8 protein-coding genes are annotated in these 12,080 nt (G+C 50.8%); 5 read left to right on the forward strand and 3 right to left on the reverse strand.

Features of this window, described 5'->3' with window-relative positions:
• Positions 1 to 20: 20 nt before the first annotated feature.
• The gene (bioB, locus tag Q1B47_RS04960) at positions 21 to 1,085 is read right to left on the reverse strand and encodes a biotin synthase BioB (RefSeq protein ID WP_299789518.1); all 1,065 of its coding nucleotides are present in this window, start codon (positions 1,083 to 1,085) and stop codon (positions 21 to 23) included.
• A gap of 107 nt (positions 1,086 to 1,192) precedes the next feature.
• On the opposite strand from bioB, the gene bioA reads away from it, so the two are divergent.
• From bioA to panP, 4 genes are all read left to right on the forward strand, one after another.
• Positions 1,193 to 2,560 (forward strand): adenosylmethionine--8-amino-7-oxononanoate transaminase, encoded by a 1,368-nt coding sequence (gene bioA / locus Q1B47_RS04965; protein WP_299789521.1) that lies wholly within the window; start codon positions 1,193 to 1,195, stop codon positions 2,558 to 2,560.
• Positions 2,561 to 3,059: 499 nt separating this feature from the next.
• On the forward strand, positions 3,060 to 4,418 hold the full coding sequence (locus Q1B47_RS04970) for a GntP family permease (RefSeq protein ID WP_299789524.1): 1,359 nt from the start codon (positions 3,060 to 3,062) through the stop codon (positions 4,416 to 4,418).
• Between the two features lie 114 nt (positions 4,419 to 4,532).
• Positions 4,533 to 5,714 (forward strand): glycerate kinase, encoded by a 1,182-nt coding sequence (locus Q1B47_RS04975; protein WP_299789526.1) that lies wholly within the window; start codon positions 4,533 to 4,535, stop codon positions 5,712 to 5,714.
• Between the two features lie 194 nt (positions 5,715 to 5,908).
• Positions 5,909 to 7,561 carry a pyridoxal-dependent aspartate 1-decarboxylase PanP gene (gene panP, locus Q1B47_RS04980; protein ID WP_299789529.1) on the forward strand — a complete coding sequence of 551 codons (1,653 nt, stop codon included), beginning with the start codon at positions 5,909 to 5,911 and terminating at the stop codon, positions 7,559 to 7,561.
• A gap of 115 nt (positions 7,562 to 7,676) precedes the next feature.
• On the opposite strand, the gene Q1B47_RS04985 is transcribed toward panP, so the two are convergent.
• Complete coding sequence (locus Q1B47_RS04985) at positions 7,677 to 8,330, reverse strand: EF-hand domain-containing protein (protein WP_299789532.1); 654 nt, start codon at positions 8,328 to 8,330, stop codon at positions 7,677 to 7,679.
• Positions 8,331 to 8,872: 542 nt separating this feature from the next.
• On the opposite strand from Q1B47_RS04985, the gene Q1B47_RS04990 reads away from it, so the two are divergent.
• A complete protein-coding gene (locus Q1B47_RS04990) occupies positions 8,873 to 10,945 on the forward strand; it encodes a methyl-accepting chemotaxis protein (RefSeq protein ID WP_299789535.1) in 2,073 nt (690 codons plus the stop codon).
• 218 nt (positions 10,946 to 11,163) lie between these two features.
• Here the strand turns inward: Q1B47_RS04990 and Q1B47_RS04995 are convergent, their stop codons facing one another.
• Complete coding sequence (locus Q1B47_RS04995) at positions 11,164 to 12,069, reverse strand: transporter (RefSeq protein ID WP_299789538.1); 906 nt, start codon at positions 12,067 to 12,069, stop codon at positions 11,164 to 11,166.
• Between the last annotated feature and the right edge of the window lie 11 nt (positions 12,070 to 12,080).

Below are 12,080 nucleotides of genomic sequence, written 5' to 3' on the forward strand. Positions count from 1 at the left end.
AGCCCTTATGTTCAACTAACTCAGAGTGCGCCGGCATCGTAAAATGCACCGCTTTGTTTATCTTTAATGGCATTGGCCTTAGCACTCGCCTTAGCCATCACCTCTTTATCATCCTCAACGGTGGCGTACTTGCCCTGCTCAGGGTGCAGACCCAGACGCTTAAACAGGGTCATATCTTCGTTCTCCTCCGGGTTATTGGTGGTGAGTAGCTTACAGCCATAGAAGATAGAGTTGGCACCGGCGAAGAAGCACATGGCTTGCATCTCATCGGTCATCTTCTCACGACCCGCCGACAGGCGAACTCGGGAGAGAGGCATAATGATTCGGGCCACGGCGATGGTGCGAACAAACTCGAGCGGGTCGAGATCGTCTAAGTTCTCAAATGGTGTCCCGGCCACCTTTACTAACATATTGATAGGCACTGAATCGGGGTGCTGCTCCATATTGGCCAGTTGCTGCAACAGACCTGCGCGATCTGTAGCCTGCTCTCCCATGCCCACGATCCCGCCGGAGCAGACCTTCATGCCTGCGGCGCGAACATTGGAGAGGGTATCCAGCCTGTCCTGATAGGTACGGGTAGTGATGATGTCGCCGTAATACTCGGGCGAAGTATCCAGGTTATGGTTATAGTAATCGAGTCCGGCCTCGGCCAACTCTTCCGCCTGACTACCGGTCAGCATGCCCAGTGTCATACAGGTCTCCATCCCCATCGCCTTCACTTCACTCACCATATCTTTAAGATATGGCATATCACGTGCGTTAGGGTTTCGCCAGGCGGCGCCCATACAGAAACGTGAAGCGCCGGCGGCTTTGGCGCTACGGGCCTCGGTCAGCACCTTCTCGATCTCAATCAGGCGTTCTTTCTCCAGACCTGTATCGTATCGGGCACTTTGCGGACAGTACTTACAATCTTCCGGGCAAGCACCGGTTTTAATCGATAACAGTCGGCTGATCTGAACTTCGTTGGGATCGAAAACCTGACGATGCAATGAATGCGCCCTGAACAGGAGGTCATTCATAGGTAAAGCAAAGAGTGCTTCAATTTCATCACGCGTCCAGTCGTGGCGCAGCTGTATATCAGACATTTAACTTACCCTTATTACTCAATATCTCTTTTTATGTTGCTTAGGATACCCGTAGGTCGTAATCTGTCAACGCCAACCAGATAAACAGGTTTACTAACGGTTAAAATATGAACAAGAATAACGTATCAAAAAATCACGCTGAAACCGCATCTATCGACTTTGAATTTGATAAACAACATATCTGGCACCCCTATACCTCGATGACCCAAGCGCTGCCGACTTTCGGCGTCGTCTCGGCTCAGGGCTGTGAGCTCACACTTGACGACGGCAAGGTTCTGGTCGACGGCACCAGCTCATGGTGGGCCTGTGTACATGGATACAGTCACCCTGCCATTCTCGATACGATGCAGCATCAACTCTCTATCCTGAGCCATGTGATGTTCGGTGGGATCACCCACAGCCCCGCAGTGGAGCTATCTAAGAAGCTGGTCGGGATAACCAGTTCGAACCTGACAAAGGTCTTCCTGGCCGACTCGGGCTCTATCGCCGTTGAGGTCGCCCTTAAGATGGCGCTGCAGTATTGGCAGGGGCGGAATCAGAGTCAGAAGCAACGTATCCTCACGGTTAAGTGTGGCTACCACGGCGATACCTTCGCCGCCATGAGTGTCTGTGATCCCGAAGGCGGCATGCATACTATGTTTGGTGACAGCGTTACCCAACATGAATTTGTCTCGGCCCCCCAGAGCAGGTTTGACGAGCCGCTGTTGACTCATGATCTCGATGAGATGCGCGCCAAGCTCATCAATCACCACGATGAAATCGCCGCCGTGATAATAGAACCTATTCTTCAGGGTGCGGGCGGCATGCGCTTCTACAGCCCCGAGTATCTTATCGGCCTGCGCAAACTCTGTGATGAGTTCAATGTCCTGCTCATTCTCGATGAAATTGCCACCGGCTTTGGCCGCACCGGGAAACTGTTCGCCTACGAGCATGCCACTACCGGTGAAGCGCACGTAGAAGCCGATATTCTCTGCTTGGGTAAGGCCCTGACCGGAGGCTATATCTCACTGGCTGCGACCATGTGTAGTGATGAGGTCGCACAGGGGATCAGCGACTCCCCTGCCGGCGTGTTTATGCACGGTCCTACCTTTATGGGTAATCCGCTGGCCTGCGCCGCCGCCTGTGCCAGCCTGGATCTTCTGGCTACAGGGGATTGGCAGGAGCAGGTCAGACACATAGAGCGCCAGATGAAGATAGAGCTTAAGGACGCCATCGATTATCAGGAGGTCAAAGATGTGCGGGTGCTTGGTGCTATCGGCGTCATCGAAATGAACTCGACGGTCAATACAGCAGAGCTTCAGCAGGCATTTGTCGACCTGGGTGTTTGGATCAGGCCCTTTTCTAACCTCATCTATATCATGCCCCCCTATCTCATCACCTCGGCTCAGCTCACCAAGCTCACATCGGCGATGAAACGTGTTGCCAAAGGGATAACCGGTGGCAATAAGGAGACCGGCTTTATCAGTCATGGTTAAGGATTCACCGGTAACTGCTTAGCCGGGCTCTCATTGAGGCCCGGCAGTTTAAATACCGACGGCAGGCTGCAAACCGGAGTTAGCAAGCTTATCGGGACTGAGTTGCCACTAATGCTTCCGCCACTGCGCCCAATCAGATGCCTCCCCTGCCGCAAACATGTATCTTGCTGTGTTATATCACCTATAGCCAGAACAGTCCTCTGCATCGCCGCGCTATACATTTCGTTAACAGAATTCAACCAACTGTAGAAAAGCCCAACCCAGGTCACAAAAGTAGCTGGCTAAACCAATATTTTGTGCATAAGCACAAAAACCTCCCGAATAAAAAGATAAATTCCGTGAGCTGACACGAAGCCAGATTGTACATATCACAGGATAATAGCGTCAGCCTGAAATACCTTAGGGAAAAGCGCCTGTATTGCTCCTGAGTTAATACGCTGCTTCCTCTACATCATGGCCAATAGAACATAACTAATAATACCCAATACAGGGACACCCTATGAGCCAAGTCATCATATTGCTGGCAGTGATTCTTTTCATTGTCATCGCTACTTCAAAATTCAAACTACATCCGTTTCTCACCTTAATCCTCGCATCCTTTTTGACCGCCTTTGCCTACGGTCTGCCGAGCGCAAGCATAGCCAAAACCATCACCTCAGGTTTCGGCGGCATCCTGGGTTATATCGGTCTGGTTATCGTACTGGGTACGATCATCGGCACCATACTGGAAAAGAGCGGCGCCGCCATCACCATGGCTGATGTGGTGATAAAGGTGCTGGGAAAACGATTCCCGACACTCACCATGTCTATCATCGGCTACCTGGTCTCTATCCCGGTATTTTGCGACTCAGGCTTTGTCATTCTTAACTCGCTTAAACAGTCGATGGCAAACCGCATGCAGATATCGAGCGTCTCCATGAGCGTCGCACTGGCAACCGGTCTATACGCAACCCACACATTTGTGCCGCCGACACCCGGACCCATTGCAGCCGCGGGTAACTTAGGACTTGAATCTAATCTGGGTCTGGTTATCTTCGTCGGTATCTTTGTCGCGGCCACTGCGGCCCTGGCCGGAACGCTCTGGGCAAACCGATTCGCCAATACAGAACCTGATGGTGAAGGAGCTGAGGAGCTCAAGAGTAGCGTCGAAGACTTTGAGAAACTGAAAGACACCTACGGTGTACTACCCAGTGCCAAGCGCGCCTTCGCCCCGATATTCGTGCCAATTCTTTTAATCTGCCTGGGGTCAATCGCTAACTTCCCTACCTCTCCGTTAGGTGATGGCTTACTGTTCGAGTTGCTGGCTTTCCTGGGTCAACCTGTTAACGCCCTTATGATAGGTCTGTTACTGTCGCTTTCACTGCTTAAGAGCAATGATAAAATCAAAGAGTTCAGCGAGCGTATCAGCCAGGGACTTGTCGTTGCCGCACCAATCCTGTTGATCACAGGTGCCGGTGGTGCATTTGGTGCTGTCCTTAAGGCTACGGATATCGGTACCTTCCTGGGCACCTCGTTGTCGGCGTTAGGCATAGGTATCTTTATGCCATTTATCGTGGCTGCGGCACTGAAATCTGCTCAGGGCTCGTCGACCGTTGCACTGGTTGCAACCTCTGCGCTTGTCGCACCTATGTTAGGTGACATCGGCCTTGCCAGCGATATGGGACGAGTACTGACAGTGATGGCTATCGGCGCGGGCGCGATGACGGTATCTCACGCCAACGACAGCTTCTTCTGGGTTGTGACGCAGTTCAGCCGCATGAGTGTGAAGCAGGCGTACAAGGCACAAACCATGGCAACACTCATTCAGGGGCTGACGGCCATAACATTAGTGTATATTCTAAGCTTAATACTCCTGTAACGCATTTTTAAACCCCAAACCTGGTTTCTGAATATCGATACCGGTATTCAGAAACCACTGACATAACAGTCCTTCTTTTCGATATCGATCCACAAGCTCTTGATAGGAACGCCCATGAAAATAGTTATCGCCCCCGATTCGTTTAAAGAGAGCCTGAGTGCGATGGAGGTTGCCATTGAGATTGAACGCGGCTTCAGGTCAGTTATGCCCGACGCCGAATTCGTTAAGGTTCCCGTTGCCGATGGCGGTGAGGGAACGGTGCAATCTATGGTCGATGCGACACAGGGCGAGATCATCGAACTCGAGGTCACCGGCCCTCTCGGCAACAGAGTAAAAGCACACTATGGCATATTAGGAGATGGCATTCTGGGTGATGACAATTCAGATGACGTTTCGTCTCATAAAAAAACAGCCATCATAGAGATGGCCTCCGCCTCGGGTCTGCACCATGTCGGCCTTGAACACAGAGATCCACGACTCACCACCAGCTATGGCACCGGAGAGCTTATCTGCGATGCCCTCAACCGTGGTATTCAACGGATTATAATAGGCCTGGGTGGCAGCGCCACTAACGATGGGGGCGCCGGAATGGCCCAGGCTCTGGGCATCCATCTTCTGGACAGTAACAATAAGGTATTAAACGTGGGCGGCGCCGCGCTCAGCCAGCTACACAGCATAGATCTCACCGATCGCCACCCTTTGATTGAACAGTGTGAGTTCAAGGTCGCCTGCGATGTCAATAACCCGCTGTGCGGAGAAAAGGGGGCCTCCAGTGTATTCGGGCCTCAAAAAGGGGCGACACCCGAAATGATAGTCACTCTGGATAACGCACTATCACAATATGCCGATGTGATAGCACAGTCGGGTATAAGTGACAGAAGACACAGCCCTGGCGCCGGCGCTGCAGGCGGTATGGGGCTAGGTGTGATGGCATTTCTTAATGCGTCACTCAGACCCGGCATAGATATCGTCATGCAGACCGTCAGTCTGAATGAGAAACTCCAGGGCGCCGACTTAGTGATAACAGGTGAAGGACGACTCGACAGCCAAACCCTGCACGGTAAGACCCCTATGGGGGTTACCCGCCTCGCCAATAAGCAAGGCATTCCGGTCATCGCCATCGCCGGTTGCGTCAGTGATGATGCCAATGTGCTGCTGGAGCATGGAATGAAGGCGATTTTCTCCGTCACGCCCAGAGCCATGCCTATAGAGGATCTGCTGGCCAGCGCCAAACATAACCTCTACACAACGGCTCAAAATATTGCGGCCCTGTATGCCATGAATTTGTCAGATTAAAATTAAACATGTGGTTTCCTCAACATAGAGGAAACCACTACATAAGTTACATCCTCCAGCAGAAGATGAAATGGATTTCACTTTTCCCCTTGATGCGCTATAAATCATAAAGTAAAGTGACCTCCCATTTTGGCATTCGGCATTCAATAGATACGTCTATAGAACAAGCACGCTAGGTAAGAGACACACCCCCGATGACAGCAAGACAAGCACAAGCTTCCGAAGAGGCGTTACTACGTATTTTCACTGTCCCCGAAGCCCCGGGTTCCACCCTGAGCGTCATTGAACAAAACATCTCTGAAAACTTGATGGGATTCCTGCAAGAGAGCGTCGTGGCGGTCGAAAAGCCGTTAACCGAGATAGAACGCGATTTTCAGGAACATCAGATCCCCATGGCGCCTAAGTTCGTCTCCGATTACGCCGATGAGATGATGAAGACCTTAGTCGCGCACTCTGTGCATACCTCCGCTCCCAGCTTTATCGGTCATATGACCTCGGCACTGCCCTATTTTGTACTGCCACTATCCAAGATGATGGTGGGACTGAACCAAAACCTGGTAAAAATTGAAACCTCTAAGGCATTCACACCGCTGGAACGTCAGGTTTTAGGCATGATGCACCACCTCATCTATGATGAGAGTGACGCTTTCTATAAGAGCTGGATGCACAGTGCAAATGTCTCTCTCGGTGCATTCTGTTCCGGTGGAACAGTAGCCAACATCACGGCACTATGGACCGCACGTAACCAACTGTTAAAAGCCGATGGCGACTTTAAGGGGATTGCGACTCAGGGATTGATGAAGGGGCTGCGCCACTATGGATACGATGATCTGGCCATTTTAGTTTCAGAGCGTGGCCACTACTCTTTGAGTAAGACGGCCGACCTGCTCGGCATCGGCCGGGAAAACATCATCCAGATCCCCACATCCGCCGACAACCGGGTAGATGTGGATAAGATGCGTAACACGGCCCAGGCACTCGAACGCGATAAGATAAAGGTGATGGCGATTGTAGGCGTAGCCGGCACCACAGAGACAGGTAACATAGACCCCTTAGATAAGCTGGCCACGTTAGCCCAAGAGCTGAACTGTCACTTCCATGTCGATGCGGCCTGGGGCGGCGCCTCCCTGCTCTCTAAGAAATACCGTCACCTGCTCAAAGGGATCGAGCGCGCCGACTCGGTAACCATAGATGCCCATAAGCAGATGTATGTGCCCATGGGGGCCGGCATGGTGATATTTAAAGATCCGACCTTTGCCAATGCCATCAAGCATCACGCCGAATACATTCTGCGTAAAGGCTCGAAGGACTTAGGCAGCCAAACCCTCGAGGGGTCTCGTCCCGGCATTGCGATGTTAGTCCACGCCTGCTTACAGATCATAGGTCGCGACGGCTATGAGATACTGATCAATAACAGCCTGGAAAAAGCCCGTTACTTTGCCCAGCTCATCAAGGAGCAGGAGAACTTCGAACTGGTATCTGAACCCGAGCTGTGTCTGCTGACCTACCGATTTGTACCGCAGGCGGTACAGAAGGCGATGCATGAGGCGAGAGCGAACGGCGATACAGAGAGGTTGTTGCAGTTTAATCATCTGCTCGATGGATTAACTAAGTTTGTACAGAAGCGGCAACGTGAACAGGGGACCTCTTTCGTCTCCCGTACCCGAATTAATCCTGAAAATGCCTATGGCTCAGATATCGAACTGAAGTCGGTGGTATTTCGTGTTGTGCTGGCAAACCCTTTGACGACCAATGACATCCTGCAGCAGGTCCTTTCGGAGCAAACCCGGATCGCCTCACGAGATAAAAAGTTCCTGCCTCAGTTATTAGAGCTGGCAGACAGCTGATAGATACAGTAAAGCTGTGTTGATGAGTAACCGGGTTCACCGGCACTAAATCTGGCTAAACGGCCAAAGTTAGTGGCCGTACTGTTGGGGGGAGTCCCCCCCGACCCAAGAGGCGCTACAGCTTTGGCTTCATATGCTGATGCCTGTGTAACTGGTGGGCTGCAAACTCTTCGCTATTAATTTTGCCATCGCCATCGAGATCGATATCAGTAAAGGAGGGGGCGTGGCTCATGTTCTTCATCTGCCTCCCCTGCCGCCCCATCTGCTTCATGCGTTGCGACCTGGCCTCAGTAAACTCTGATTCGACGATGCTTCCGTCTCCGTCGATATCAAAGTCTGCAAAAGCGGGCATATTTTTGCCCATTCCCATACCTCTTCCCATTCCCTGCCCCATGCCTTTGCCCTGTCTCATCATCTCGCGGCGCGCTTGCATGTTCACATGTTGGCCATTCTCAAGCTCTTCCTTCGTAAGTTTTCCATCACCATCTTTATCTATCTGCGTAAATGAACACCTGCATGCTTTTCCATGCATCGGACGATTTTCACTGGCTTTCATCGCCATTCGTGCGTTTCGGGTAGCATCAAACTCCTCGGCGGTTATGAAACCACTGTTATCTCTATCGAAGACAGCAAATGGTATGGGCCCATTTACAGGTAGCTCTTCATGTTGCTCCGCCTGAATATCCGTGGCCATGACCTTAACAGGTACAATGGCTGCAATAACAGCAGCAATCAAAGCAAGGCGCATCGAGCCTGTGATAATTTCCATGATGAATCTCCATATGAATTTTCGCAATCGGCAGTGTTTGTAAACAAAAAATGTATGTGAGGGGGTCCGCCCACGATTTTTGCAGTGTGGTTTTTTTAATCAACAGGAATATATCACCCGGTACATGGCGTCATCGTGATACACAACACAAATTTAAGTTAAACGGGATCTTCAGCAAATGCTGAAATAGATAGGCCGGAGAGTATAACCATCGGCTGACACTGCACCGAATTTTTAAATTTCATGAAAGTAAGCGCTTGAACTAATCGCTCACTCTCTCAGCAAGAGCTGAGATAAACATACTTTAAAATTACAGTTCAGGATGTGAAAATCCTCACCAACAACTCCAAAGTTCGTCAACTAACACCCAGAAAATAATAGGCTTTAGTAATTAAAGCTGGTTTTACACTTCGCCTGCATAGAAATAACAAGTTCACACATCACAGATACAGAAGCCGACAATTGTGCAACCAGAAACAGCCAGATAGAATCCACTGCTTTTTTTATTTTCACCAGTCAAAACTGTGGGGGCAGAAGACACAATGAAAATGACCATAAAGGTAAAACTCATAACAACGGTTTGCGTTGCACTAATAGCCATCAGTGCATTTTTTATCACCAACCTGATAAATACCGAACTTGCGGTACTCGAGGAGCAGGAGATAAATGTCACAGATAAGGTCGAAGAGCTCGTCAACGATAAGCTCAAGGGCCAGGTAGACAGCATCACCCTTTCGATATCCGGCCTGTACGAACAATCTAAAGTCTCGAACATCAAATCGACCTTGCAAGGTGAACTGAAAACCTTCACAGACACCATTAAAAATATCTATAACAGCAGTGCTTCACATGAAGAAGCCGAAACAGCCATCTATGCCTTTATCAACGAATACCGCTGGGATAAGGGCCGTTATATCTTCGCCTATGACGCAGACACCGTAGATAATATGGCTAATGGTGCCGACAAAACTAAAGTGGGAACCAGCGCCTATAATGCCACCGACAAGAAGGGCAACCATTTTGCCCGGGAGATTGTCAGCGCGGCGAAGCGCCAGGAGTTTGGTTTTACCAGCTACTATTTCCTTAACCCTGCATCGGGCAAGGTTGAAGAGAAGATCTCGGTCTCCTTCTATTTCAAGCCCATGAACCTGGTCATAGCCACCGGCGAATATGTCAGCACCCTAAAGCAAGACAAGATCGAACAGGTGCTTAAGAATATTACCGCCTCTAAGTATGGTAAGAATGGTTACTTCTGGATCCAGGATAATCAAGGAAAGATCCTTGCTCATCCAAAGCAGGAGTTTGTCGGCAAAACGGTTGAGAGTACCAGGCAATCTGTAGCCAACCTCAGGGGTAAAGATGATGCGTTTGTACGCATGGAGTTTAACAACCCGCAGACAGGCAAGACGGAGCAGAAGATAGGCTATGTGCGCCGCATCCTGCCGGAATGGGGCTGGATTATCGGTACGGGCGCATACCTCAGCGATGTCACCGAGATCCAAGAAGGCCTGACCAATGCAACCGAAGAGATCTTTACCGAGAAGGTCATTGAGAGCATTATCTTTGCCGCCGTGCTGTTCATCTTTGCACTGGTGGCATCGGTATGGGTCGTCAGCCGCATCATCAAAGAGTTGGTGATACTCAAGGATAGAATCGATACCCTATCAACCGGTGAGGCAGACCTGACCTCGCGTCTGGATATTCACTCCAAAGATGAGGTGGGCGATATCAGCCAATCGGTCAACAACTTCATCGGCTACCTGCAATCTATGATGCTGGAGATCTCTCAGGCAACGGTTCAGATCACCGATGATATAATGCATCTAAACGCGCAATCTGAGCGTAACAGCGTCGCCCTGACCACCCACTCATCTGAGACCGAGCTTGCGGTTACCGCTATCACAGAGATGAGTTCGACCGCCGACACCGTAGCCCAGAGCGCGGTTGAAACCGCTTCAAACACCCAAAGTGCTAACGAAGAAGCCATGGCAGCGAAGCAGATCGTCTCCGATGCCTCAGACAGTGTGATGGCCCTTGTCAGTGAAGTCGATGAAGCATCTACCCGCATCCACACCATGAATACCAATACTCAGCAGATCGTATCTGTGCTTGGTGTGATTGGTGGCATCGCGGATCAGACCAACCTGCTGGCGCTTAATGCCGCAATCGAAGCCGCCCGGGCCGGAGAGCAGGGCCGCGGCTTTGCCGTAGTTGCTGACGAGGTACGCACCTTGGCGGCAAGAACTCAGGACAGCACCGCGGAGATCGATGTTATCCTATCGCGCCTGACTCAAGATGCCACCAGCGCCGTAGAGGTGATGGAGAGCACTAAAAACAGTTGTCAGGAGGCGGCAGAGAAGACCTCAAGAGTAACCGAAAGCCTGGATATCATGTCTGACTCTGTGGTTGTCATTAACGATCTCAGCTCACAGATAGCCACCGCGTCGGAAGAGCAGAGCTCGGTCACCGAAGAGATCAACCGCAACATGTGTACGATTCAGGCAACGGTACAGGAGCTAACCCAAAATGGTGTAGAAGCTGCCGAGAGTACCCGTAACCTGGCTGCGGCTAACGAGCAGCTCACGGCGCTGGTAGGAAAGTTTAAGCTGGTATAAGCTCGATCAAAGCACTGGCGGGTTGCTGTCATCAGGACACTCCCGCTGGAAATGCACAGGTAACAGATAAAAAAGGAGGAGGTGTGAGCCTCTTCCTTTTGTCTATCTGCCGTTAGCTCAGCTTTACTGGCGATACAAGGCCAACCCAAAGAGATGAGCAGGCACCACATTCTGTAAAATAGTGCCATTGACCCGCTAACTGTAGCAGTACAACTGATTTACAGAGCGAGACTCATCTTAAGCCACAACTTATTGCCCTCAGGTCTGTTTTTAACCCACATCTCCTCCTGATACTTGGCTTCTATGCTCAAACCGGCAAGGTCATATTTCACGCTCGGCCCCACGGCCAACACGTGGCCCTTGTTTCCGTCCGGGTCAATTACACCCGCCCCTGAATCTGAGGTGATCTGTTTGTAAACATAGCCACCGATACCCCATGTCCAGGGGCCTGAGTGATACGCCATGGCGTAATCGACATGAAACTCCTGTCCGGACCTGTAGTTGGTATCGCTATTTTCGGTGTTGAAGTCGTACATAAACTTACCCGACAACTCCAGGCCATAGTCAGTGATATAGGTCGCTGCAAAAACAGGCTCAACTGTCCAATAGTTTCGACCCAGATTGGCCAGCGTGTGCTTGTCATAATCTCCGGTTGGAACGACAAACTCCAGGCCTGTGGCAACATGCCAGTTTTTTGAATGCCAGGCGAGAACAAGCGGCGAAAATGCAATGTCACCCAAACCACTCTCAGTGCTGCTGATGATGCCGGCAGGTGAATGGGTATCGAGCTTTGCGCTGACATGGAGCAGTGGCACAACCATGTAGGTTCCGTAATCGGCACCGAACAGCTTATGTTCTGTCATATAAACAAAGCGGGACACGTTAGCTGTCGCATCGAGTTTCAGATCCACAGGCAGTTGCGCGCCATCGGCATCATAATGAGTCGAGTAGTTAACATAATAAAACCCCGGGGGCGGCAATGCGCCGGCCATGATGCCCTCTGCACCATTAGGGTAAGCGCCACCACCGCCTTCGGTGGCACAGGCGTCTCCACTTAACGCTCCCCCGATCCCGACACAGACAAGCAATACATTACTGATATTTTTAGCAAAATTGATATGCATTTTATTATTCC

Origin of the sequence: uncultured Shewanella sp. (assembly GCF_947501225.1) — a bacterium.
Taxonomy (GTDB): Bacteria; Pseudomonadota; Gammaproteobacteria; order Enterobacterales; family Shewanellaceae; genus Shewanella.

Excerpts from the sequence above, each read along its gene's own strand:
- bioB (WP_299789518.1), bottom strand. The coding sequence starts at position 1,085 with ATGTCTGATATACAGCTGCGCCACGACTGGACGCGTGATGAAATTGAA.
- bioA (WP_299789521.1), top strand. The coding sequence starts at position 1,193 with ATGAACAAGAATAACGTATCAAAAAATCACGCTGAAACCGCATCTATC.
- Q1B47_RS04970 (WP_299789524.1), top strand. The coding sequence starts at position 3,060 with ATGAGCCAAGTCATCATATTGCTGGCAGTGATTCTTTTCATTGTCATC.
- Q1B47_RS04975 (WP_299789526.1), top strand. The coding sequence starts at position 4,533 with ATGAAAATAGTTATCGCCCCCGATTCGTTTAAAGAGAGCCTGAGTGCG.
- panP (WP_299789529.1), top strand. The coding sequence starts at position 5,909 with ATGACAGCAAGACAAGCACAAGCTTCCGAAGAGGCGTTACTACGTATT.
- Q1B47_RS04985 (WP_299789532.1), bottom strand. The coding sequence starts at position 8,330 with ATGGAAATTATCACAGGCTCGATGCGCCTTGCTTTGATTGCTGCTGTT.
- Q1B47_RS04990 (WP_299789535.1), top strand. The coding sequence starts at position 8,873 with ATGAAAATGACCATAAAGGTAAAACTCATAACAACGGTTTGCGTTGCA.
- Q1B47_RS04995 (WP_299789538.1), bottom strand. The coding sequence starts at position 12,069 with ATGCATATCAATTTTGCTAAAAATATCAGTAATGTATTGCTTGTCTGT.